The organism is Bacillus sp. FSL K6-2865 (assembly GCF_040311405.1).
GTDB lineage: Bacteria > Bacillota > Bacilli > Bacillales > Bacillaceae > Bacillus > Bacillus velezensis.
In genome coordinates this window covers 2,878,728-2,902,338 of sequence record NZ_CP152036.1, presented here as the reverse complement: position 1 = coordinate 2,902,338, position 23,611 = coordinate 2,878,728, and the positions used below count along the sequence as shown (strand labels likewise).

At 48.8% G+C, this 23,611-nt stretch carries 21 protein-coding genes; 15 read left to right on the top strand and 6 right to left on the bottom strand.

Annotated elements, in window-relative coordinates:
- Positions 1 to 67: 67 nt before the first annotated feature.
- The 4 genes from NYE42_RS14260 to sspI all read right to left on the bottom strand — a co-directional run bounded on the left by NYE42_RS14260 (position 68) and on the right by sspI (position 4,267).
- A complete protein-coding gene (locus NYE42_RS14260) occupies positions 68 to 1,396 on the bottom strand; it encodes a (Fe-S)-binding protein (protein ID WP_352426548.1) in 1,329 nt (442 codons plus the stop codon).
- Complete coding sequence (gene glcD / locus NYE42_RS14255) at positions 1,393 to 2,805, bottom strand: glycolate oxidase subunit GlcD (protein ID WP_007408109.1); 1,413 nt, start codon at positions 2,803 to 2,805, stop codon at positions 1,393 to 1,395. The genes NYE42_RS14260 and glcD overlap by 4 nt, the downstream gene beginning before the upstream one ends.
- Before the next feature lie 99 nt (positions 2,806 to 2,904).
- Positions 2,905 to 3,990 (bottom strand): sugar diacid recognition domain-containing protein, encoded by a 1,086-nt coding sequence (locus tag NYE42_RS14250; protein WP_352426547.1) that lies wholly within the window; start codon positions 3,988 to 3,990, stop codon positions 2,905 to 2,907.
- 61 nt (positions 3,991 to 4,051) lie between these two features.
- Positions 4,052 to 4,267: a small acid-soluble spore protein SspI gene (gene sspI / locus NYE42_RS14245; RefSeq protein WP_003152527.1), complete on the bottom strand. Its 216-nt coding sequence runs from the start codon at positions 4,265 to 4,267 to the stop codon at positions 4,052 to 4,054.
- Positions 4,268 to 4,386: 119 nt separating this feature from the next.
- Here sspI and NYE42_RS14240 point away from each other — a divergent pair, with 119 nt between their 5' ends.
- From NYE42_RS14240 to pheT, 3 genes are all read left to right on the top strand, one after another.
- Positions 4,387 to 5,133, top strand: a complete 747-nt coding sequence (locus NYE42_RS14240; RefSeq protein WP_094031880.1) for an RNA methyltransferase — start codon at positions 4,387 to 4,389, stop codon at positions 5,131 to 5,133.
- Positions 5,134 to 5,494: 361 nt separating this feature from the next.
- Positions 5,495 to 6,529 carry a phenylalanine--tRNA ligase subunit alpha gene (pheS, locus tag NYE42_RS14235; RefSeq protein ID WP_003152530.1) on the top strand — a complete coding sequence of 345 codons (1,035 nt, stop codon included), beginning with the start codon at positions 5,495 to 5,497 and terminating at the stop codon, positions 6,527 to 6,529.
- A 13-nt stretch (positions 6,530 to 6,542) separates the two neighbouring features.
- Positions 6,543 to 8,957: a phenylalanine--tRNA ligase subunit beta gene (gene pheT, locus NYE42_RS14230; RefSeq protein ID WP_352426546.1), complete on the top strand. Its 2,415-nt coding sequence runs from the start codon at positions 6,543 to 6,545 to the stop codon at positions 8,955 to 8,957.
- A 36-nt stretch (positions 8,958 to 8,993) separates the two neighbouring features.
- Here the strand turns inward: pheT and rnhC are convergent, their stop codons facing one another.
- Positions 8,994 to 9,935 carry a ribonuclease HIII gene (gene rnhC / locus NYE42_RS14225; protein WP_335390340.1) on the bottom strand — a complete coding sequence of 314 codons (942 nt, stop codon included), beginning with the start codon at positions 9,933 to 9,935 and terminating at the stop codon, positions 8,994 to 8,996.
- A 133-nt stretch (positions 9,936 to 10,068) separates the two neighbouring features.
- On the opposite strand from rnhC, the gene zapA reads away from it, so the two are divergent.
- The 5 genes from zapA (at position 10,069) to NYE42_RS14200 (ending at position 15,484) form a co-directional block, all read left to right on the top strand.
- A complete protein-coding gene (zapA, locus tag NYE42_RS14220) occupies positions 10,069 to 10,326 on the top strand; it encodes a cell division protein ZapA (protein WP_007408114.1) in 258 nt (85 codons plus the stop codon).
- A gap of 7 nt (positions 10,327 to 10,333) precedes the next feature.
- Complete coding sequence (locus NYE42_RS14215; RefSeq protein WP_003152534.1) at positions 10,334 to 10,867, top strand: CvpA family protein; 534 nt, start codon at positions 10,334 to 10,336, stop codon at positions 10,865 to 10,867.
- Between the two features lie 105 nt (positions 10,868 to 10,972).
- Positions 10,973 to 12,685 (top strand): DNA polymerase/3'-5' exonuclease PolX, encoded by a 1,713-nt coding sequence (polX, locus tag NYE42_RS14210; RefSeq protein WP_007408115.1) that lies wholly within the window; start codon positions 10,973 to 10,975, stop codon positions 12,683 to 12,685.
- A gap of 20 nt (positions 12,686 to 12,705) precedes the next feature.
- Positions 12,706 to 15,063 (top strand): endonuclease MutS2, encoded by a 2,358-nt coding sequence (locus tag NYE42_RS14205; protein ID WP_060674766.1) that lies wholly within the window; start codon positions 12,706 to 12,708, stop codon positions 15,061 to 15,063.
- A 16-nt stretch (positions 15,064 to 15,079) separates the two neighbouring features.
- Positions 15,080 to 15,484 carry a DUF350 domain-containing protein gene (locus NYE42_RS14200; protein ID WP_003152541.1) on the top strand — a complete coding sequence of 135 codons (405 nt, stop codon included), beginning with the start codon at positions 15,080 to 15,082 and terminating at the stop codon, positions 15,482 to 15,484.
- 138 nt (positions 15,485 to 15,622) lie between these two features.
- Here NYE42_RS14200 and NYE42_RS14195 read toward each other — a convergent pair whose 3' ends face one another.
- Entirely contained in the window at positions 15,623 to 16,297 is a 675-nt protein-coding gene (locus NYE42_RS14195; protein ID WP_352426545.1) for a DUF2711 family protein, read from the bottom strand.
- A 105-nt stretch (positions 16,298 to 16,402) separates the two neighbouring features.
- Between NYE42_RS14195 and NYE42_RS14190 the strand changes: the two genes are divergently transcribed.
- The 7 genes from NYE42_RS14190 (at position 16,403) to trxA (ending at position 23,524) form a co-directional block, all read left to right on the top strand.
- A complete protein-coding gene (locus NYE42_RS14190) occupies positions 16,403 to 18,091 on the top strand; it encodes an AMP-binding protein (protein ID WP_352426544.1) in 1,689 nt (562 codons plus the stop codon).
- Between the two features lie 88 nt (positions 18,092 to 18,179).
- A complete protein-coding gene (locus NYE42_RS14185; RefSeq protein WP_007408119.1) occupies positions 18,180 to 18,764 on the top strand; it encodes a TetR/AcrR family transcriptional regulator in 585 nt (194 codons plus the stop codon).
- Between the two features lie 13 nt (positions 18,765 to 18,777).
- On the top strand, positions 18,778 to 19,557 hold the full coding sequence (locus NYE42_RS14180) for an enoyl-CoA hydratase (protein WP_015417952.1): 780 nt from the start codon (positions 18,778 to 18,780) through the stop codon (positions 19,555 to 19,557).
- 13 nt (positions 19,558 to 19,570) lie between these two features.
- Entirely contained in the window at positions 19,571 to 20,344 is a 774-nt protein-coding gene (locus NYE42_RS14175; protein WP_352426543.1) for an electron transfer flavoprotein subunit beta/FixA family protein, read from the top strand.
- 31 nt (positions 20,345 to 20,375) lie between these two features.
- Positions 20,376 to 21,353, top strand: coding sequence for an electron transfer flavoprotein subunit alpha/FixB family protein (locus NYE42_RS14170; RefSeq protein ID WP_352426542.1), 978 nt, complete (start codon positions 20,376 to 20,378; stop codon positions 21,351 to 21,353).
- A gap of 213 nt (positions 21,354 to 21,566) precedes the next feature.
- Positions 21,567 to 23,057 carry an alpha-N-arabinofuranosidase gene (locus tag NYE42_RS14165; protein ID WP_352426541.1) on the top strand — a complete coding sequence of 497 codons (1,491 nt, stop codon included), beginning with the start codon at positions 21,567 to 21,569 and terminating at the stop codon, positions 23,055 to 23,057.
- Positions 23,058 to 23,209: 152 nt separating this feature from the next.
- Entirely contained in the window at positions 23,210 to 23,524 is a 315-nt protein-coding gene (trxA, locus tag NYE42_RS14160) for a thioredoxin (protein WP_003152560.1), read from the top strand.
- Positions 23,525 to 23,611 lie beyond the last annotated feature (87 nt).

Sequence of the window (23,611 nt, the reverse complement as noted above, 5' to 3'; positions counted from 1 at the left end):
CCGCGGCCGTCCGAACATTGCAGCATCATAAAAAAGCAGAGAGCCGATCGGTCTCTCTGCTTTCATCTTATGACAAATCCGCCGCTTCCAAAAGGTAATCCGCCAAATGAACCGCGCGGACACGGCCTGTTAATCCTTCGCGTAAAATGCCGAGCTGCATTTGCAGAAGGCATCCGGGATTGGCTGTTACGATGACGGCGGCCTCCGTTTTTCCGGCGGCTTTCATCTTACTGTCTAATATTTTCATAGACATCTCTGACTCTGTTATATTATAAATTCCCGCCGACCCGCAGCAGCTGTCGGCCTTTTCCATTTCTCTGTACTCAGCCCCTTTAATGCTTTTCAAAAGCGTGCGCGGTTCCTCTGACGTATGCATCACATTGCGGAGATGGCAGGAGTCCTGATATGTGACGATATGAGGAGACTGCGCCCGCAGGTTTTTTTGATGGAACTTCAGATCAACCAGTACGGATGAAAAGTCTTTGAGCTTCCGGACGAATTGTCCGGCACGTTCCGCCCATCCAGGTTCATCTTTCAGTAAATGCGGATATTCCTGAAGAAAGGCGCCGCATCCGCCGGCGTTTGTAATGATATAATCAGCGTCAAGCGCCTCAAAAGCCGCGATATTCCGCTTGGCCAGTTCTTTTCCCATCTCTTTTTCTCCGCTGTGCCCGTGAAGCGCGCCGCAGCACGCCTGGCCGTCCGGAACCGCGATTTCACACCCGGCCGCCTGTAAAAGCGCCGTTGTCGCATGATTTGTCGCTAAAAACATCGTATCCATTAAGCAGCCCGAGAAAAAAGCGGCCCGTTTTTGGACGGGACCCGCGGCAGGAAGAAAACGCGGCCTTTCCTTCATGTCTTTCCGTTTCGGGGCGGGCGGGAGCACTTGTTCCATTGTGCGCAGATGTTCAGGCAAAACGCGCAGCATACCGGTTTTTCTGACGGCGGTCTGCAGTCCCGATCTTTGGTATATTCCGAGAAGATTCACGGCTGTCTGCATGCGGTTTTGATGAGGGAAAAGCCCGGTGAAGGCGGCTTTCCGCAAGAGGCGCACGCCCGGCTTATGTTTTTTATTTTGATGAATGATATCCCTCGCTTCTTCAAGCAGCTGTCCGTAATTGACCCCTGCCGGACAAACGGGCTCGCATGCCCGGCATCCGAGACACAGCGAAAGTGAGCGCTCGACATCTTCATCCGGCTCGATCAGTCCGTCAGTGACGGCTTTCATCAGGGCGATCCGGCCGCGCGGCGAATGGGATTCTTGAAATCCCGATTCAATATAGGTCGGACAGGAAGGAAGGCAGAAGCCGCAGCGCATACAGTTCAGCAATTCACCTTCATCCATGCGGGTTTTGAATTCTGTTTGAATTTGTTGCTGCTCTTTAGCCGTTGTCATTTCATCACCACCACGCGTTTCCTTGATGAATTGGCGAATATTTTTCCCGGATTCAGCAGATTTTGGGGATCAAGCGCTTGTTTGATCGCTTTCATGGCGGTGATGCCTTCTGTTTTCAGTTTCATTTCTAAATACGGCGCTTTTACGATGCCGACCCCGTGTTCACCCGTTATCGTCCCGCCCAGCTCAATCGCTTTTTCAAAAATGGCGGCAAAAGCTTTTTCGACACGTTCCATCTCCTCTGTATTTCGGATATCGGTGGTGCACGTCGGATGGAGGTTGCCGTCTCCGGCATGGCCGAATGTGCAGATGGACAGGCCGTATGTTTCTGCAATCTCGTTAATGGCTTTGACCATGCTGGCAATTTGTGATCTCGGCACGGTCGCATCTTCCAGAATCGTTGTCGGTTTCAGCCGGGCAAGGGCTGATAATGCGGACCGTCTGGCCTCTGTAAGCGCGAATGCCTCTTCCTCGGTTTCAGCCGTTTGGACGGATACGGCGGCTCCGTTTTTACAAATCGCTTCGATTTTTTCCATATCTCGTCTGACCGTGTCGATGTCACCGTCCTGTTCGATCAGCAGCACCGCTTTTGCGTCGGTCGGAAGCCCGATCTTGGCGTAATCTTCAATGACCTGCAGTGTCGGCTGATCCAGAAATTCGAGTGTCGCCGGAATGATTTTTTCAGCGATGATGGCAGAAACCGATTCCGCAGCCGCTTCAATATGTTCATAGAGTGCAAGCAGCGTTTTTTTCGTTTCCGGCTTCGGAACCAGCTTTAAAGTCGCTTCCGTCACAACGCCGAGCGTCCCTTCTGATCCGACGAAAAGCCGGGTCAGATCATAACCGGCGACATCCTTTGTCAGCTTTCCTCCTGTGCGGATGATATCGCCTGAAGCCAATACGGCTTCAAGGCCGAGGACATAATCCCGGGTGACGCCGTACTTCAAACCGCGCAGCCCGCCGGAATTTTCATTAATATTCCCGCCGATTGTCGATATTTTCATGCTGCTCGGATCAGGCGGATAAAATAAACCTTTTTGTTCAACCGCACGGATCATATCTTGCGTAATCACGCCCGGCTGGACGGTTGCCGTCAAATTTTCTTCATCGATTTCTAGAATGCGGTTCATATGTTTGAATAAAAGCACAAGCCCGCCTTCAGACGGACATGTGCCGCCGCACAAGTTTGTGCCTGAACCCCTCGGCACGATCGGAATGTCATGCCTGCTGCAAATCGTTAATATACGGGACACGTCATTCGCACTGCGGGGGGCGATTACCGCATCCGGCATGGCTTGCAGCTGAGGAGCCGCATCATAAGAATACACAAGACGGCCCGCCGCCGAATCATCATAATTCTCCTTCCCGACCGTCCGGATGAACGCTTCTTTTGCCTCTCGTGAAATCATGTTCTCCCAACCTCCCTGATAAGAAAAGCGTTTTCATTTAATTGTAAAGAAAAACGATTCCGCACACTATGGAGAAACATATGAAAAATGTTGATATGATTACGTGCTTTTTGTATGTTGATCTAAAAAGCGCAGCGCCAAATAAAAAGCCGTTATGTCTTCAGGGCGGTCCAGCTTCATATTTGTCAGTGATTCCAGTTTGGAAAGACGGTAGCGCAATGTGTTGATATGAATATGCATGTCGTCGGCGGTGCGCTTTAACGATAATTGCCGGTCGAAAAAGGCGCGCAGCGTATCCAGAAGTTCTTCCCGGCCGAGTACATGCTCGAGAACCCGCCGTGAAAATTCCGACCTCGTGCGGGGTGTGATATCGGCAAGACACATATCCAGTTTTAAATCTTCTTCAAAGACGGCCTGCTTGTCACCGATTCCGGCTGAAAGTGCTTTATCTGCCTGTTCGTATGATTCCGTGAGGCGCTCTCCCGGAACGATCCGTCCGATGCCGGCGGTGACAGGCTGCCCAAAAACGGCGCCGATCTTTTTAATGAGCTGTGTTTTGGAACCCGAATTTGCTTCATGATTAATGAGAATGCGTTCATTTCCCCAGCGGACAAACAGGTCTTCAGGGCATTCGTACTGCCAGAGCCGCCCGAGCTCCTCCGCTTTATATTGCTCATAACGGCCTTGAATGAGTATGATCCGGCGGTATGCGTGAAGGTCTGCGCCGATGAGCTTTGCTTTTTCTAAAAAGCCCGGAGACCATTCTTTCAGCTGCAGCCAATCAACCATAAAGGATTCAAGCATTCTCGCTCGCCACTGCGCTTCTTCCATATGGCGCGTTTCTTTAATAAACAGCTCCGTCATTTTTCTGAGCAATTCTCCGAAAGGCAGGATATCGTCAGGGTCTCCTGTCAGGCCGAATACTCCGATCACTTCATGGCCTGAAAAAACGGGGAGGTTCAGTCCTGCTTTTACGCCCTCGAGCCGTTTTTCATCTTCTTTCGTAATGATGACATTCCGTTTTTCGCGCGCGCAGATCAGTGCGCCTTCATGAAACCATCCGGCGCGCGCCTCGTTGGTGCCCGCGATGATCATCCCTTTTGTATCGGCAATAATCACTTCGCGGCTGTACATATGTTTGACTTCGGCAATCAATTTCTTTGCCAGTTCCGGCTGTAACTGCATGGCGATCCCCCTCGCCATTATTATACAAAAAAAACCGGGTGTCCCATCACCCGGTTCATGCTTATTGCGCAGGTTTTAATCCGCCTTCAAGTGTTTTGAGCATTTCATTTTTTTCTGAGTCCGACGCATGCTGCCAAAGAACTTCGAATAAGACGCCGAGGCCCGGAAGCATTTTTTCTTCACCGCTTTGGATGGCGTCAACGATCGTATGCTCCAGCTGATCCTGGTTATTGCCGGTTACATTGGCAATAACGGCGTTGCGTAAATTAAGATCCATTACAACCGCTCCTTTTTCTGAATGTGATACGCATATTCTTACCGCGCACGCGGTTTATTATGTGCTGTTCTTAAGATATAATAACAATATGCATGAAAAAAGGAGAGCACAGACATAAAGTGAAACGAATCGACTCTGCAAAAAACCAAAAAGTGAAGGACTGGAAAAAACTTCACACAAAAAAAGAGAGACTTAAAACGAATACATTTCTGATAGAAGGAGAGCATCTGGCAGAAGAAGCGCTCAAATCAAAGGGAACGGTAAAAGAAATTCTCGTAAACGATGAGAGCGCCATCCCGGCCGATCTGGACATGAGCATTCCGTGCTACGTGCTGAGCGAAGACGCGTTTTCAGCCGTGACGGAAACAGAAACGCCGCAGCGGATCGCCGCGGTCTGCCATATGCCGGATAAGCAGCCTGATCAGCTGAAGCGGCTGCTTCTGATTGATGCCGTGCAGGACCCGGGGAATTTAGGAACAATGATCAGAACGGCAGATGCGGCGGGAATCGACGCCGTTGTCCTTGGTGAGGGAACAGCAGACCCGTACAATGGAAAAACGCTGCGTTCAGCACAAGGTTCTCATTTTCATATTCCCATTTTGAAACGTCCGCTTGATGAGTTTACCGTTGAGCTGAAATCACAAGGCGTCGCGATCTACGGCACGGCGCTTGAAAACGGTGCGGCTTATCAAAGTGTGAAGCCTGAAGAATCGTTCGCGTTAATCGTCGGGAACGAGGGGGCGGGAGTGGACGCCGGCCTTCTGCAAAAAACGGATCTCAACCTGTACGTTCCGCTGTACGGGCAGGCGGAATCGCTGAATGTGGCGGTAGCGGCCGCCATCCTCGTTTATCATCTCAGAGGATAGGTTGCGAAAAGCCTTGGATTTCACTATAATAGATAGCAATAATGTAAAAACCGTGACAGAGGACGTCAATTTTTGCACACACTGCCTTCCAGGGAGAAAATGCCGCTGACTGAAAGCATTTTTATCGCAGCACAAAAATTGATTTTCACCTCTCGAGTTGTCACCGGGACCGCGCCAAACGCGCGTAAAGGTGAACCGGAACGATCGTTTCCGTTATGTCAATGAAGCTGTCGGCAGATGAAGTCTGCCTTAAAAAGGGTGGTACCGCGGCCACAACTCGTCCCTTCTCTCAAGGGGCGGGTTTTTTTGTTTTCTGAAAAAGGCATAGAACGGTTTGGTTTACATAAAAGGAGGATGCATGATGGAAGAGAAGCTTAAACAGCTCGAACTGGAAGCTGCAGAAAAAGTAGAAGCGGCGGGTTCATTAAAAGAAGTTAACGACATTCGGGTGCAATATCTCGGAAAAAAAGGGCCGATTACAGAAGTTCTCCGCGGCATGGGCAAACTGTCCGCCGAAGAGCGCCCGAAAATGGGAGCGCTCGCCAATGAAGTGAGAGAGCGCATTGCAGCAGCCATTACGGCGAAAAATGAACAGCTTGAACAAGAAGAGATGAATAAAAAACTCAGCAGCCAGACGATTGACGTCACATTGCCGGGCAGTCAGGTAAACATCGGCGGACGCCATCCGCTGACGGTCGTTATTGAAGAAATTGAAGATTTATTTATCGGCATGGGATATACCGTCGAAGAAGGCCCTGAAGTGGAAACGGATTATTACAACTTTGAGGCGCTGAACCTGCCGAAGGAACATCCTGCCCGCGACATGCAGGACAGCTTTTACATTACAGAAGAAATGCTGATGAGAACGCAGACGTCACCGGTGCAGACGCGCACGATGGAAAAGCATAAAGGAAAAGGCCCTGTCAAAATCATTTGTCCCGGTAAAGTGTATCGCCGCGACAACGATGACGCGACACATTCCCATCAGTTCATGCAGATCGAGGGTCTCGTCGTCGACCGCAAAATCAGCATGAGCGACCTGAAAGGCACGCTTGAATTGGTCGCCAAAAAAATGTTCGGCCAAGACCGTGAAATCAGGCTCCGTCCGAGCTTTTTCCCATTCACAGAGCCTTCTGTCGAGGTGGATGTGACCTGCTTTAAGTGCGGCGGACAAGGCTGCTCCGTCTGCAAAAAAACAGGCTGGATCGAAATTCTCGGCGCCGGCATGGTTCACCCGAACGTGCTGAAGATGGCTGGATTCAATCCTGAGGAATACCAGGGTTTTGCTTTCGGAATGGGTGTGGAACGTATCGCGATGCTGAAATACGGCATTGAAGATATCCGCCATTTCTATACCAATGATGTCAGATTCATTTCGCAGTTTAAACAGGCGTAAGAGGAGGATACACATGTTTGTTTCTTATAAATGGTTAGAAGATTACGTTGACTTGCAGGGAATCGACCCGGCCGTGCTTGCAGAAAAAATTACGAGAGCCGGTATTGAAGTTGAGGGTATCGAGTATAAAGGGGAGGGCGTAAAAGGCGTTGTCATCGGACACGTGCTTGAGCGCGAACAGCACCCGAATGCCGACAAACTCAACAAATGCCTTGTTGATATCGGTGCGGAGGAACCCGTGCAGATTATCTGCGGCGCCCCGAATGTTGATAAAGGACAGAAGGTTGCCGTTGCAACGGTCGGAGCCGTGCTTCCCGGCAATTTCAAAATTAAAAAAGCCAAGCTGCGCGGCGAAGCGTCTCACGGCATGATCTGTTCCCTTCAGGAGCTCGGCATTGAAAGCAAGCTCGTGGCGAAAGAATATGCGGAAGGCATTTTCGTTTTTCCGAATGATGCTGAAACGGGAGCTGACGCAATGGCGGCCCTTCAGCTTGATGATGCGATTTTAGAATTGGGCTTAACGCCGAACCGCGCCGACGCGATGAACATGCTTGGCGTGGCTTATGAAGTTGCGGCTATCCTCGGCGCAGAGGTAAAGCTTCCGGAGGCTTCATATGAAAAAGCGGCAGAAAAAGCGGCGGATGCTGTTTCCGTTAAGGTTGAAGATACGCAGGCCAATCCGCATTATGCCGCAAAAATCATTAAAAACGTCAAAATCGGCCCGTCACCGCTTTGGATGCAGACGAAGCTGATGAATGCAGGCATCCGCCCGCATAACAACGTCGTGGACATTACAAACTTCGTCCTCCTTGAGTACGGACAGCCGCTTCACGCTTTCGATTACGACCGGTTCGGTTCAAAAGAGGTCGTCGTCAGAAAAGCGGCGGAAAACGAAACCATCGTAACGCTGGATGAACAAGAGCGAAAGCTGTCAAGCAGCCATTTGGTCATCACAAACGGAAAAAAAGCGCAAGCCGTTGCGGGAGTCATGGGCGGAGCTGAGTCTGAAGTCCGTGAAGACACCACTGCGATTTTACTGGAGGCCGCTTATTTCGACGGACAGACCGTCCGCAAAGCGTCGAGAGACCTCGGATTGAGAAGCGAAGCGAGCGCCAGATATGAAAAAGGCATTGATCCGGCCCGCGTTTTGCTGGCGGCTGAACGGGCCTGCAGTCTCATTCAGGCATATGCCGGCGGAGAAGTGCTCTCAGGCACGGTTGAAGAAAACCATCTGAAAATTGAAGCAAACAATATTCACGTGTCTGTTGAAAAAGTGAACGCCGTGCTCGGCATGACAATCGCTAAAGAAGAAATCATCAGCATTTACAAGCGCCTCGGGTTTGCAGTCGGTGAAGCTGAAGACGTTCTCGTCGTAACGGTGCCGTCGCGCCGCGGAGATATTAGAATAGAAGAAGACCTGATTGAAGAAACGGCGAGATTGTACGGGTATGACAATATTCCGTCCACGCTTCCGGAAACGGCCGGCACGACAGGCGGCTTGACACCGTATCAGGCAAAACGCCGGAAAGTGAGACGTTTCCTTGAAGGAGCGGGTCTTTCACAAGCGACCACTTATTCATTAACGAATGATAAAAAAGCGGCCGCTTTTGCGATCGAAAAATCATTCAACACGATGCTTGCTCTGCCGATGAGCGAAGAAAGAAGCATTCTCAGACACAGCCTCGTGCCGAATCTTCTTGAAGCCGTTTCATACAATCTGGCCAGACAGACTGATTCCGTTGCTTTATATGAAACGGGTTCTGTATTTCTGACGAAAGAAGAAAACACAAAACCGGTTGAAAAAGAACGGGTTGCCGGAGCTGTAACCGGATTGTGGCGCAAAAATTTATGGCAGGGTGAGAAAAAGCCGGTTGATTTCTTCGTCGCCAAAGGAATCGTTGAAGGCCTGCTGCATCAATTGAATGTGTCAGACCGGGTTGAATTTGTCCAGTCAGAACGCAAAAACATGCATCCCGGCCGGACGGCAAACATTCTGTTGAACGGTTCGCTTGCCGGATTTATCGGCCAGGTGCATCCGGCAATGGAAAAAGAGCTGGATATCAAAGAAACGTATGTGTTCGAGCTTGATCTGCACGCGCTTCTGACCGAGGAAACAGAACCTGTCGTGTATACGCCGATTCCGAAGTACCCGTCCGTCACGCGCGACATTGCGCTTGTGGCAGATAAAACCGTTACAAGCGGACAGCTTGAAGCCGTGATCAAAGAAGCCGGCGGCGCGCTGCTGAAAGAAGTCACCGTGTTTGATGTGTACGAAGGTGAGCATATGGAAGAAGGCAAAAAATCCGTCGCCTTCTCGCTCCAATATGTTAACCCTGAACAAACATTGACAGAAGAAGAAGTGACAAAAGTTCATGAAAACGTGCTGAAAGCGCTGGAAGAAACGTATCAGGCCGTATTAAGAGGATAAAGAAAAAGCTTGCAGATCACTCTGCAAGCTTTTTTATTATGACCGCTTCCGTTCAACAAGGCGTTTCGCTTTTTGCGTATTGGCAAAATGAAGTTTGGTGAACGTTCTGAGCGCACCTTCTCCCTTATTGATGATCAGCTTGGCGGCAGCTTCATCGACATGCGGCCCCGCGCCTTTCGGAATCGTCATCCCAGCCTCACGGGAAAGCTTATCCATTTCAATTAAGAAAGAATATCGCGCAATGATAGAGGCTGCGGCGACGGAAAGATGTATGCTTTCCGCTTTCGTGCTGAAAAACGTTTTTTCTTTTACGATATCCCGTCCGGAAAGATGCTTAAAATAGATGCCGGGGTCTGCGAATTGGTCAATCAGAATCGCTTCCGGTTTAACGCCGTTCATTTTTTTCAGCAGATTGGAAATCGCCTGATTATGAAGGAGCGCCTTCATTTTTCCTTGGCTCATGCCTTTTTCCTGCATCTGATTGTATTTTTCGTTTTTTAACACAAGCAAGCTGTAAGGGATGGTTTTAATTAACAGTTTGGCGATTTCAATAATCTGCGGATCTTTTAAATCCTTCGAATCCTTCACACCGAGTTCTTTCATTAAAGAGAGCTTTGATTTGTCTGCGTAGGCGCAGGCAACCGTTATCGGCCCGAAGTAATCGCCTGTTCCGACTTCATCAGAGCCGATCACTGACATGGAGGCAATGCCCGCCGGGGGAGCGTAGAGCGGATCGGCCGCTTTTTTGACGGTTTTCTTTGCTTTCGGCGCCTCAGCCGTTCCCCAGCGGGCCGCTTCTGTGCCGGCGTTTTTTCCTTGAAAGAGAACCTTGCCCGAGCGGTAGGCTGTAATGGTACAGCCCGGAGGCTTGGCCTGGAAGACGGCGCCCTGCGGAACGGCGGGAGTAAGGGAGCCGGCATAGGATTGTTTCATTTGTTCCATAGCGGAAGCGGATACTTTTATAACAGAATGGGACACGATATAATCTCCTTTTTTGGCACTTTTCACTGTATATACCAGTGTATCATAACAGCCCGAGGCTCGTCTTTCCATTCAAACGATAATCGTGGTATGATAGGAACTAGGATTCTCGCGGAATGGAGGAGAAACGTTGTCTGACGGCAAAAAAACCAAAACGACAGTAAACATTTACGGCCAGCACTTCACCATTATCGGGGAAGAAAGCAAAGCGCATATGCGCCATGTGGCCGGAGTGGTTGATGATAAAATGAGAGAAATCAACGAGAAAAATCCATATCTTGATATAAATAAGCTCGCTGTATTGACTGCGGTCAATGTCGTGCATGATTATATGAAACTGCAAGAAAAATATGAAATACTGGAGCGGCAGCTTAAAGAAAAGGAATGAACACCATATGATAGATATCATCATCTTAGTTTTGCTCTTAATGGGCACATTGCTTGGATTAAAAAGAGGATTTATCCTCCAATTTATATATTTAACGAGTTTCATCCTCTCGATTGCGTTTGCGGCGCTTTTTTACAAAAATCTGGCCCCGCATCTGAGCTTTATACCCGCGCCTGATTTTTCCGGCGGGCAGGCGGCTCTGTCTTTTATTAAAGGAAACGTAGAGACGGCTTATTACAACGCGATCGCGTTTGTCATTTTGTTTATCATCGCAAAGATTCTGCTCCGGATTATCGGAGCGGCGCTTAATATCATCGCCGGCATTCCGGTCATTAAACAGATCAACAAACTGCTGGGCGGGGTGCTTGGGTTTCTGGAAGTCTATTTATTTGCGTTTATCCTGTTATACGTCGCATCCGTACTGCCGGTAAGCGCGCTTCAGGATATGCTCGCACAATCGACGCTTGCAAATATCATCACACATCATACGCCGTATCTGTCAGGGCTCCTGCAAGAACTGTGGGCCCAGTACGGGGCATAAAAAACTTCTCTTGACCGGAGAAGTTTTTTTCAAGCTCTGCGTCAGTTGTGCCGGAGGAGAAAAATTTGTATGATGAAAAGCAGGAAACGACTGGGGGTTAACAGTATGCATAAAAAAGATATCATCAGGCTGCTTGAAACGATTGCGGTCTATATGGAACTGAAAGGGGACAACCCGTTTAAAATATCAGCCTTCCGAAAAGCGGCAGCGGCGCTTGAGCAGGATGACCGCAGCCTGTCGGAAATCGACGACATGATGTCTTTATCCGGAATCGGAAAAGGCACCTACGGCGTCATTCGTGAATATATGCAGGAAGGTGTGTCCGGCACGCTTCTCCAATTGCAGAAAGAAGTTCCGGAAGGCTTGGTTCCTCTTTTGAAGCTTCCGGGCCTCGGTGGCAAAAAAATCGCCAAGCTGTATCAGGAACTGGGCGTTCATGACGCGGAATCGCTGAAAGAAGCATGCGAGCAGCAAAAAGTACAGGGGCTCGCCGGTTTCGGCAAAAAAACGGAGGAGAAAATCCTCCAGGCTCTCGGAGAAGCCGGAAAACAGCCGGAACGGTTTCCGATCGGCTATGCGCTCAGCATTGCTTCAGTAATTGAAGAACATTTGGCCCGGCTGACGGATATTCAGAAATATTCCCGGGCCGGCAGTCTCAGAAGAGCGCGGGAGACTGTAAAAGATCTGGATTACATTATCGCTACAGATCATCCGGAGGCTGTCAGAGAACAGCTTCTTTCTCTCCCGAACGTAAAAGACGTGATAGCGAGCGGGGATACAAAAGTATCAGTCATCCTGACCTTTGAATATGAGACGAGTGTGGATTTCCGGCTTGTGACAGAGGAACAGTTTGCCACCACACTTCATCATTTTACCGGTTCTAAAGATCACAACATTAAAATGCGCCAGCTGGCGAAAGAGCGCGGCGAACGGATCAGTGAATACGGAGTAGAAACCATAGAAACGGGAGACGTCAAAACATTCCCGAGCGAAGAAGCGTTTTACGCCCACTTCGGTCTGCCGTTTATTCCTCCTGAGCTCAGAGAAAGCGGGCAGGAGGTCGACACGTACCGGGAAGAAACGGATCTTGTGGAGCATAAAGCGATAAAAGGCGATCTCCACATGCACTCAGCCTGGAGTGACGGCGCTTTTTCCATCAGAGAAATGGCAGAAGCGTGTATGGCAAAAGGCTATCAGTACATGGCGATCACCGACCATTCTCAATATTTAAAGGTAGCCAACGGGTTAACGGCCGAACGGCTCAAAAAACAGGCGGAAGAAATTGACGCGTTAAATGCTGAATTTGAAAATTTTCATATTTTTAAAGGCGTAGAGATGGACATTCTCCCCGACGGTTCGCTTGATTATGATGACAGTGTTCTGTCTGAAATGGATCTTGTCATCGCATCTATTCATTCAAGCTTCAGCCAGCCGGAGCATGTCATTATGAAACGGCTTGAACAGGCGCTGACGAATAAGCACGTGGACATTATCGCCCACCCGACGGGACGCCTGATCGGCAGACGGGCCGGCTATGAAGTCGACATCGACATGCTGATTGAACTCGCCGCCAAAACAAATACGGCGCTTGAACTGAATGCAAACCCCGCGCGCCTCGATTTACGGACTGAGCATCTGATCAAAGCAAATGAAAAAGGTGTGACTTTGGTCATTAATACCGATGCCCATAATATCGAGATGCTCGATGATATGAAAACGGGCGTGACCGCTGCGCGCAAAGGGTGGACGGAGACAAAACATGTGTTAAACGCCCGGCCGCTACACGAGGTCAAAGCATTTCTGACGCGCAATGATTAAGTAAGGAGGATCACAAAACCGTGCAGCAAAAAGTGTTATCATCACTTGAATTTCATAAAGTAAAAGAACAGATTACCGCACATGCCGCCTCATCGCTCGGCCGGGAGAAGCTTCTGCAGCTGAAACCTTTGACGGATCTCTCAGACATCCAAAAACAGCTGGATGAAGTCGAAGAAGCATCCGCGGTCATGCGCTTGAGAGGCCATGCTCCGTTCGGCGGCCTGACCGACATAAGATCCGCTTTACGGCGGGCGGAAATCGGCAGTGTGCTGACGCCGGCGGAATTCACCGAATTGTCCGGGCTGCTGTATGCCGTTAAACAAATGAAGCATTTTATCAGCCAAATGACAGAAGACGGCGTCGGCATTCCGCTGATACAGGCCCATGCAGAAGAACTGATTACATTGGGCGATTTGGAAAGGGAGATTAACTCCTGCATTGATGACCATGGTGAAGTGCTTGATCATGCATCCCCCGCTTTAAGGGGAATCCGCACGCAGCTCAGGACACTTGAATCAAGAGTCAGAGACCGGCTTGAATCGATGCTGCGTTCATCTTCCGCTTCTAAAATGCTGTCTGACACCATCGTTACGATTCGGAATGACCGCTTTGTCATCCCGGTCAAACAGGAATACAGATCAAGCTACGGCGGAATTGTCCACGATACATCTTCATCCGGTGCGACACTGTTTATTGAACCGCAGGCGATCGTAGATATGAACAACTCGCTTCAGCAGGCGAAAGTAAAAGAAAAACAGGAAATCGAACGGATTCTCCGGATGCTGACGGAGCATACGGCTGAACACACACAAGAAATCGCTCAAAATGTGGAAGTGCTGCAGACACTGGATTTCATTTTCGCCAAAGCGAGATACGCAAAAGCGATGAAGGCGACAAAACCACTCATGAACGGAGACGGTTTTATCCGGCTGAAAAAAGCGCGCCATCCGCTGCTGCCCCAAGATCAAGTCGTGGCCAACGATATTGAACTGGGCGGAGATTATTCAACGATCGTCATCACGGGACCGAATACGGGCGGTAAAACCGTTACGTTAAAAACACTCGGGCTGCTGACGATAATGGCGCAGGCAGGATTGCACATACCGGCTGATGAGGGATCGGAAGCAGCAGTATTTGACAATGTGTTTGCCGATATCGGCGATGAACAGTCGATCGAACAAAGTCTGAGTACGTTCTCATCCCACATGGTCAATATCGTCAATATTTTAAAAGACGTGTCTGAAAACAGTCTTGTGCTGTTTGATGAACTCGGTGCCGGAACAGATCCGCAGGAAGGAGCGGCGCTTGCCATGAGCATCCTTGACGAAGTTCACCGGACAAACGCCAGAGTGCTTGCGACAACCCATTATCCGGAACTGAAAGCATACGGATATAACAGACAAGGCGTCATGAATGCCAGCGTTGAATTTGACATTGAAACGCTTTCGCCTACCTATAAGCTTCTGATCGGAGTGCCGGGCCGAAGCAACGCATTTGAAATCTCAAGACGCCTTGGGCTTCCGGAGCATATCATCGGCCAGGCGAAGTCAGAAATGACCGCCGAACATAACGAAGTCGATCTGATGATCGCATCCCTTGAAAAAAGCAAAAAAAGAGCGGATGAAGAGCTTTCTGAAACCGAATCAATCAGAAAAGAAGCAGAAAAACTGCACAAAGAGCTTCAGCAGCAAATCATTGAGCTGAACGCCCAAAAAGATAAAATGATGGAAGAAGCCGAGCAGAAAGCTGCGGAAAAACTGGAAGCCGCCGCAAAAGAAGCCGAACAGATCATCCGCGAACTCCGGTCCATCAAGCAAGAACACAGATCCTTTAAGGAACACGAGCTGATTGACGCCAAAAAACGTCTCGGAGACGCGATGCCGGCTTTTGAAAAATCAAAGCAGCCGGAAAGAAAAACAGAGAAAAAACGCGAGCTCAAGCCGGGCGACGAAGTAAAGGTGCTCACATTCGGACAAAAAGGGGCGCTGCTTGAGAAAACCGGCGAGAAAGAATGGAACGTCCAAATCGGCATCCTTAAAATGAAGGTGAAGGAAAAAGATCTTGAGTTTCTCAAATCGGCTCCTGAACCGAAAAAAGAAAAAGCAATCACCGCCGTAAAAGGGAAGGATTATCACGTATCCCTTGAACTTGACCTCAGGGGAGAGCGTTACGAAAACGCCCTCAGCCGCGTCGAAAAATATTTAGATGACGCGGTGCTTGCCGGCCATCCGAGAGTGTCCATCATTCACGGAAAAGGCACGGGCGCCCTCCGAAAAGGGGTGCAGGATCTTCTGAAAAACCACCGCAGCGTGAAAAGCTCGCGGTTCGGGGAAGCGGGAGAAGGAGGATCAGGCGTAACGATTGTCGAACTAAAATAAAAAGGGAGTAAACGTCATGAATGCTTTTTGGGAAAATGAGCTTGTTGAAATCGCGGCTTATTACAGTGTAGCGGTCTTGTGTCTCGTCATTTTTCTGACCGTGTTTGAATTGGTGACATCCTATAAAAACTGGGTGGAAATCCAAAAAGGCAATCTTGCGGTGGCAATGGCGACCGGAGGGAAAATTCTCGGTATCGCAAATGTCTTTCAGCACAGCATCGCCCAGCATAATTCGCTTTTGCAAATGATCGGCTGGGGCGTATACGGATTTATTATGCTTTTAATCAGCTATTTTATCTTTGAATTTCTGACGCCCCGGTTTAAAATTGATAAAGAAATTGAAAAAGATAACAGAGCTGTCGGCTTTATTTCATTTGTCATCTCAGTCGGCCTGTCATTTGTGGTGGCCGCCGGGATTTAAGGGGACGGGGAAAAATGGAGAAGCTTGCGAAAGTGCTGCTGTCGGCAGCGGGAATTTTTCTGTTCATCGGACTTATTTATCTGGTCATGACATCTTAATACTGAAAAAAGGCTGCCGAACTAAAATCGGCGGCCTTTTTTATTGAGAATACCAGTTTATGCAGGCCGTATCAGAGCAAATGACGGCTTCCCAACTCATGGCGCGGATGACAGACGGCATGTCTTGATCTTCCATGAGAAAGAGTGTCGTAAAAGAATCATATAGGCTCATAAAAGCGGCGCGCCGTTTTTCGTCGGCAATGATCATGTCAGCCCGCAGCAGTCCGCATACATCCGAAGCCGCCGTTTGATTGAGTGAAATTATGCCTTTCTCTTCGACCGGCTCATAATAAGTGCAGCGCTTTATGCCTTTTGAACGGAACACATCCAAAAGTCCCGGAATTAAAAATGGTGAAGTGACATCGTCGCTCGGCAAGTACAGATCGGGATGAAGCCGATTAAACAGCCTGGCGGATTCAGGATGTGCATATTCATCCCGAAGTGCCGTGGCAGCAGCCATAAGCGCAAGCGCCGTCTCTTTTTCAGAGCGCAATCCGCAAACGGTCGTGACGGATTGCCAGGAAACGGGTCTGCCCATCGCGATGATCTCCTCATCACTCGGATAAATATGTTCATAAGGCCGTGTGCGCTTTTGCTCTTCCCACCCATCAGGCTTCCGGACAAAGGGATGAAGCAAAAAGGCGGCCGACGTAAACGGCTTCGGCAGCTGGCGCAGGATAGGAACTCCCTCTTCAAAATGCAGCGTTTCCAGCAAGCTCAACACCTCCTGAAACTCGAAATTTCACATGAAACGCTTTCCAATTCCAATCACCCTTCTGCTATAATAATAGCGTATAGGAAAACAGAAGGGAGAGGTATTATGCAGTCTGAAAAGCCATGGCTTTCTCAATATCCCGAAGAGATTCCGCATGAGCTTGAATTTACTGATCAAACCCTGCCATCCAATCTGACAAACTCCGCAGCCCAATTCCCGAACCATACCGCCATTTATTTTCTCGGAAAAAAACTCACATTCCAGGACGTTCTCACAGATTCGTTAAAGCTAGCCGCTTTTTTACGCAAAACAGGCCTGAAAAAAGGTGACAGAGCCGCCATTATGCTGCCCAATTGTCCGCAGGCGGTCATCGCTTTTTACGGTGTATTGTTTGCCGGCGGCATTGTCGTTCAGACCAATCCTCTCTACACGGAACACGAGCTTGAGTATCAGCTGAAAGACAGTGCGCCGCGCGTGATCATCACCCTTGATATGCTGTTTCCGAAAGTGATAAAAATGAAAACGTTATCAATCGTCGAACGCATTATTACAACGAGTATAAAAGATTTTTTGCCGTTTCCGAAAAATATGCTGTATACGCTCACGCAAAAACAACAGGTGCATATTGATTATGACGGCTGCGAACAAATTCACAAATTAGCGGATATTTTAAAAAACGAAAGAGCGGAGGAGGCAGAGTCATTTGATATTGACCCTGCGCATGACATCGCCGTGCTTCAATACACGGGCGGAACAACCGGCTATCCGAAAGGCGTCATGCTCACACATCGGAACATTCAGGCCAATACAGAAATGTGCGCCGCCTGGATGTACAAAATGAAAAAGGGAGCCGAAAAGGTGCTCGGCATCGTGCCTTTTTTTCATGTGTACGGATTGACCGCCGTGCTCAATTTTTCCATTATGCAGGGATGTGAAATGATCCTTCTTCCTAAATTTAATCCTTTGGATACCCTGAAAACAATCGACAGGCTGAAGCCGACGGTTTTTCCCGGGGCGCCGACAATTTACATCGGGCTGTTGCATCACCCGGAGCTGAATAAGTATGATTTGTCCTCCATTGAAAGCTGTCCGAGCGGTTCAGCGGCGCTGCCGGTTGAGGTCAAACAGAAATTTGAAAAAGTGACCGGAGGAAAGCTTGTGGAAGGCTACGGATTATCCGAAGCATCACCGGTTACCCATTCAAACTTCATTTGGGGAAAAAATAAACCCGGCAGCATCGGCTGTCCCTGGCCCAATACCGATGCCGGAATCTATTCAGAAGAAAAAGGCGGGCTTGCGGGACCGTATGAACACGGCGAGCTGATCGTAAAAGGCCCTCAGGTCATGAAGGGATACTGGAATAAGCAGGAGGAGACGGCGCGTGTCATCAGAGACGGCTGGCTGTTTACCGGAGATATGGGATATATGGATGAGGAAGGATTTTTCTACATCGCCGACAGAAAAAAAGACATCATCATTGCCGGCGGATACAACATTTACCCCCGGGAGGTGGAGGAGGCGCTTTATGAGCATGAAGCCGTTCAGGAAATCGTCGTAGCGGGCGTCCCTGATTCCTACAGAGGGGAAACGGTGAAAGCATTTATCGTTTTGAAAAAAGGCGCCGATGCCGATGCCGATGAGCTTGATGCGTTTGCAAGAGAGCGGCTTGCGCCGTACAAAGTCCCGAAGCTTTACGAATTCAGAAAAGAGCTTCCGAAAACGGCCGTCGGAAAAATATTAAGAAGGCGTTTAGTCGAAGAGGAAGATGCTTCCCGTGAAAACAAGGTGCCTTAAAAGAAAAACTTGACAAAATCCGGATTCCTTTTTATCATGAAGTTATGAATGAATAGTCATTCATTTATCGAAGGAAGGAACGATGACATTGAACCAAAAACGGCCAAAGTATATGCAGATTATTGATGCAGCAGTAGAAGTCATAGCGGAAAACGGCTATCACCAATCACAGGTGTCCAAAATCGCCAAGCAGGCCGGCGTTGCGGACGGGACCATCTATTTATATTTCAAAAACAAAGAGGATATACTCATTTCTCTTTTTAAAGAAAAGATGGGCCAGTTCATTGAACGCATGGAAGAAGAAGTGAAAGAAAAAACGACGGCAAAAGAAAAACTCGCTCTCGTTATTAAGCAGCATTTCACACTGCTCGGCAACGACCGCCACCTCGCGATTGTGACCCAGCTTGAGCTCAGACAGTCAAATATCAAGCTGCGCCTGAAAATCAATGATATTTTAAAAGGTTATTTAAACATGCTGGACACCATTTTGACCGAAGGAATCAAGTCGGGGGAATGGAAAGACAATCTCGACGTCCGCCTCGCCCGGCAGATGATATTCGGGACGATAGATGAAACAGTGACAACATGGGTGATGAACGATCAGAAATATGATCTTCCGGATTTGTCAGACAAGGTATTGGAGCTGTTGGTGTCAGGAATTCATCAAAACTAAAGGGGGTTGACGGATGAACAGCCTTTCGATGGCGGTAGAACAATCTGTTGCGGTGATCACCATTAATCATCAGCCGGCCAACGCGCTGTCCGGTGCGGTTTTAGATGAGTTGTCCGGTCTGTTCGACCGATGTGAAACAGATGACAGCGTCAGAAGCATCATCATTCGCGGTGAGGGGAAATTTTTCTCGGCGGGCGCCGATATAAAGGAATTTACGTCGCTTGAAAATCTTGAGCAATCTTCTGCCATGGCGGATAAAGGCCAGCAGCTGATGGAAAGAATTGAAGGGTTTCCGAAGCCCGTTATCGCAGCGATTCACGGCGCTGCGCTCGGAGGCGGTCTTGAGCTAGCCATGGCCTGCCATATCAGAATCGCTACATTAGATGCAAAGCTCGGCCTGCCCGAGCTGAATCTCGGCATTATTCCGGGCTTTGCCGGGACGCAGCGGCTTCCCCGGTACGTCGGTACGGCGAAAGCGCTTGAAATGATCGGCACTTCAGAACCTGTGACCGGAGAAGAAGCGCTCAGCCTCGGGCTTGTCACGATAGGCGCCGAACATGAGGAAGAGCTGCTGAAAAAGGCGAAAACGCTCGCGGGCAAGTTTGCGGAAAAAAGCCCGCAGTCGATGGCTTATCTGCTTGAGCTCCTTTATTCAAACAAGATCTATTCTTATGACGGCGGCTTAAAGCTTGAAGCAAAGCGTTTTGGGGAAGCATTTGCATCAGATGACGCAAAAGAAGGCATTCAGGCATTTCTCGAAAAAAGAAAGCCTCAATTCGGTGGGCGAAGATAAAGGGGATAAGATTATGAATCTATTTGTACTGATGAAACGGACGTTTGACACAGAAGAGAAAATCGTCATTGAAGCAGGAAAGATTCAGGAGGACGGGGCCGAATTTATCATTAATCCATATGATGAATACGCCATTGAAGAAGCCATTCAGCTGAAGGAAGAGCACGGCGGAACCGTTACCGCCGTAACCGTCGGCGGAGAAGATGCGGAGAAAGAACTGAGAACCGCCCTTGCGATGGGCTGTGACCAGGCGGTGTTAATCAATATTGAAGATGATCTGAGCGATCCTGACCAATACTCCATTTCAACTATCTTATATCATTATTTCAAGGACCGGGAATATGATCTGATTCTCGGCGGAAATGTCGCGATTGACGGCGGTTCAGGCCAAGTGGCTCCAAGGCTTGCCGAACTGCTGAACATTCCTTGCGTCACAACGATCACAAAACTGACAATCAGCGGCGATGAAGCTGTGGCAGAGAAAGACAATGAAGGGGATACCGAAACCATTAAAACCTCACTTCCTTTAGTCATCACGGCACAGCAAGGCTTAAACGAGCCGCGCTATCCGTCGCTTCCGGGCATTATGAAGGCGAAGAAAAAACCGCTGGAAGAACTTGAGCTCGATGACCTCGACATTGATGAAGATGATGCCGCACCGAAGCTTAAAACGATCGAACGTTTTCTGCCGCCGCAAAAAGAAGCGGGCAGACTGATCGAAGGAGAAGCCGCTGAGCAGGCGAAAGAGCTTGTGTCACTGCTGAGAAAAGAAGCCAAAGTCGTATAAACCGATATTAAAGAAACTGGGGGATGTCAGAATGGGAAAAAAAGTGATCGTACTCGGAGAAATTCGTGACGGCGCCTTACGGAACGTCACCTTTGAAGCCATAGCCGCAGGCAAAACCATTTCCGGCGGAGGAAATGTCATCGGCGTGCTGATGGGAAAAGGCGCAGCTGATGCAGCACCAGAACTCATTCAGTACGGCGCCGACAAAGTATTTACGGCCGATTCGCCGGGGCTTTCTCAGTATACGGCGGACGGATATGCCGCGGTTCTCGGGGATCTGATCGAAAATGAAAAGCCTGATGCGGTTATTTTCGGCCACACTTCTATGGGAAAAGATTTGTCACCTAAGCTTGCGGCCCGGTTTGAAACGGGGCTGATTTCAGACAGCACGGATGTAAGCGTTACCGGAGACAACAACGTTTTTACAAGACCGATCTATTCCGGCAAAGCCTTTGAACAGGTAATTTCAACCGATCCGTTCATTTTGGCGACGATTCGTCCGAATAATATTCAGGCATTAGAAAAAGACGCGAGCCGGACGGGTGATATCGAAGAGCTTGCGGCGCCTCCGGCAGATTTGCGGACGGTCATTGAAGAAGTAGTCAAAAAAACGGCGGACGGCGTGGATTTATCAGAAGCGAAAATTATCGTAGCAGGCGGCCGCGGTGTAAAAAGCAAAGATGGATTTGAACCGTTAAAAGAACTTGCCGAGGTGCTCGGAGCAGCGGTGGGCGCTTCACGCGGCGCGTGTGACGCGGACTATTGCGATTATTCTCTTCAAATCGGCCAGACGGGAAAAGTCGTCACGCCGGATTTGTATATCGCCTGCGGCATTTCCGGAGCGATTCAGCACTTGGCGGGCATGTCAAACAGTAAGGTCATTGTTGCCATTAACAAAGACCCGGAAGCGGAAATATTTAAAATAGCGGACTACGGAATTGTCGGCGATTTGTTCGAAGTGGTTCCGCTTCTGACCCAAGAATTTAAAAATGCCAATATTCATTCATAATCATAAACCCTCTGGCTTATTTGTCAGAGGGTTTTAATTTGTGTTAATTGGTTCGTACAAATTAAAGGTTGATAAAATAAGAGATTGACATGTACGAACCAATATAATAAGCTTTTGTAAAGCGCTTACAAACTTATCCATTCAGCATACATCCCAGATACATAGATCGGCTGTAGTGCTTTCATTCTTATTAAGGGAAAGGAATGATCAAGTTTGTCTCACAATACGGCAGTCATTCAAACTGATATCACACGGGGAACCATTAATAAAAACATATACGGACATTTCGCGGAACACCTGGGAAGAGGCATATATGAGGGCATCTGGGTCGGAAAAGATTCCGATATTCCGAATACCGGCGGGGTCAGGAAGGATGTCGCCGCCGCCCTCAAACAGCTTCAGATTCCCGTCCTCAGATGGCCGGGCGGATGCTTTGCAGATGAATACCATTGGGCAAACGGCGTAGGGAAACGCAAAACCATGCTGAATACCCATTGGGGCGGGACGATTGATTCCAATGAATTCGGCACGCACGAGTTTATGATGCTTTGTGAACTGCTCGGCTGCGAACCGTACATCGCCGGAAACGTCGGCAGCGGAACGGTTAAAGAAATGGCTGATTGGATTGAATACATGACGTTTGAAGCGGGCACGCCGATGTCCGACTGGAGAAAAGAAAACGGGCGGGAAAAACCGTGGAAGCTGACATATTTCGGAATAGGAAATGAGAACTGGGGCTGCGGCGGAAACATGCATCCTGAGTATTATGCCGACCTTTACAGAAACTTTCAAACCTATGTCCGCAATTACAGCGGTAATGAAATCTATAAAATTGCCGGCGGCGCGAATGTCGATGATTACCGCTGGACTGAAACTTTAATGAAAAAAGCCGCTGATCTCATGGACGGGCTGAGCCTTCATTATTACACAATACCGGGCGATTTCTGGAAGGGGAAAGGATCAGCGACGGAGTTTACGGAAGATGAATGGTTCATCACGATGAAAAAAGCGGCGCATATGGATGAATTGATCACAAGGCACAGCGCCATCATGGATCAGTACGATCCCGAAAAAAGAGTCGGGCTGATCATTGATGAATGGGGCACGTGGCTTGATCCTGAGCCAGGCACGAATCCGGGCTTTCTGTATCAGCAGAATACGATCCGCGACGCCCTTGTCGCAGCCACGCATTTTCACATTTTTCATCAGCACGCAGACCGCGTACAGATGGCCAATATCGCGCAAACCGTCAACGTGCTTCAGGCAATGATCCTGACAGAAGGGAAAGACATGCTGCTGACGCCGACGTATCATGTGTTTGATATGTTTAAGGTGCATCAGGACGCTTCTCTTTTGGCGACAGAAACAAAAGCAGCCGGGTACGAATGGAATGACGGCCGGCTCCCGCAAGTCAGCATTTCAGCGTCCAAACAGCAAAACGGAGACATACATATCAGCCTTTGCAATATCGATCATCTGCACAAAGCTGATGTGAAGATTGAACTGCGGGGCATGAAAAAGACAGGGAAGCCTTCGGGAACGATTCTTCACGCGGAAAAAATGAATGCCCACAATACATTCAGCAGTCCGGAAAACGTCAAACCGAAGCCGTTTTCCGGGTTTGCTCAAAAGGGCGGAAAACTTGAGGCGGAGCTTCCTCCGATGGCGGTTGTACTAATCACGCTGCCTGCGAATCCATCTTAAGTTTTGAACGCCTGCCGCCCGGTTATAATACACTGTATAAAAAAGATTATTTCCGGCGGGTTCGGGAGAAAATAATATAAGCATTAAATTAGCATGAACGAATGGGAGATGCTATACTAAAAATCATCATTTGACAATTGGAGGAATAACAAATGGCTATCGTAAAAGCAACTGATCAATCGTTCTCAGCTGAAACAAGTGAAGGTGTCGTATTGGCTGATTTCTGGGCTCCTTGGTGCGGACCTTGTAAAATGATCGCGCCCGTTCTTGAAGAGCTTGATCAAGAAATGGGAGACAAACTGAAAATCGTCAAAATCGACGTGGATGAAAACCAAGAAACTGCCGGTAAATACGGCGTCATGAGCATCCCGACACTTCTCGTATTGAAAGACGGAGAAGTCGTTGAAACATCTGTCGGTTTCAAACCGAAAGAAGCTCTTGAAGAGCTTGTAAACAAACATCTGTAAGCCGAAAGCTTCCGTTACGGCAGGGCGATTCCTTTGAAAGGGAATCGCCTTTTTTGATCTTCCAAAAGCTGAGAATGGAGAAAAACA

Excerpts from the sequence above, each read along its gene's own strand:
- glcD (WP_007408109.1), bottom strand. The coding sequence starts at position 2,805 with ATGATTTCACGAGAGGCAAAAGAAGCGTTCATCCGGACGGTCGGGAAG.
- trxA (WP_003152560.1), top strand. The coding sequence starts at position 23,210 with ATGGCTATCGTAAAAGCAACTGATCAATCGTTCTCAGCTGAAACAAGT.
- NYE42_RS14180 (WP_015417952.1), top strand. The coding sequence starts at position 18,778 with ATGAACAGCCTTTCGATGGCGGTAGAACAATCTGTTGCGGTGATCACC.
- polX (WP_007408115.1), top strand. The coding sequence starts at position 10,973 with ATGCATAAAAAAGATATCATCAGGCTGCTTGAAACGATTGCGGTCTAT.
- pheS (WP_003152530.1), top strand. The coding sequence starts at position 5,495 with ATGGAAGAGAAGCTTAAACAGCTCGAACTGGAAGCTGCAGAAAAAGTA.
- sspI (WP_003152527.1), bottom strand. The coding sequence starts at position 4,267 with ATGGATCTTAATTTACGCAACGCCGTTATTGCCAATGTAACCGGCAAT.
- NYE42_RS14215 (WP_003152534.1), top strand. The coding sequence starts at position 10,334 with ATGATAGATATCATCATCTTAGTTTTGCTCTTAATGGGCACATTGCTT.
- NYE42_RS14200 (WP_003152541.1), top strand. The coding sequence starts at position 15,080 with ATGAATGCTTTTTGGGAAAATGAGCTTGTTGAAATCGCGGCTTATTAC.
- NYE42_RS14250 (WP_352426547.1), bottom strand. The coding sequence starts at position 3,990 with ATGCAGTTACAGCCGGAACTGGCAAAGAAATTGATTGCCGAAGTCAAA.
- NYE42_RS14260 (WP_352426548.1), bottom strand. The coding sequence starts at position 1,396 with ATGACAACGGCTAAAGAGCAGCAACAAATTCAAACAGAATTCAAAACC.
- NYE42_RS14175 (WP_352426543.1), top strand. The coding sequence starts at position 19,571 with ATGAATCTATTTGTACTGATGAAACGGACGTTTGACACAGAAGAGAAA.
- NYE42_RS14190 (WP_352426544.1), top strand. The coding sequence starts at position 16,403 with ATGCAGTCTGAAAAGCCATGGCTTTCTCAATATCCCGAAGAGATTCCG.
- NYE42_RS14170 (WP_352426542.1), top strand. The coding sequence starts at position 20,376 with ATGGGAAAAAAAGTGATCGTACTCGGAGAAATTCGTGACGGCGCCTTA.
- pheT (WP_352426546.1), top strand. The coding sequence starts at position 6,543 with ATGTTTGTTTCTTATAAATGGTTAGAAGATTACGTTGACTTGCAGGGA.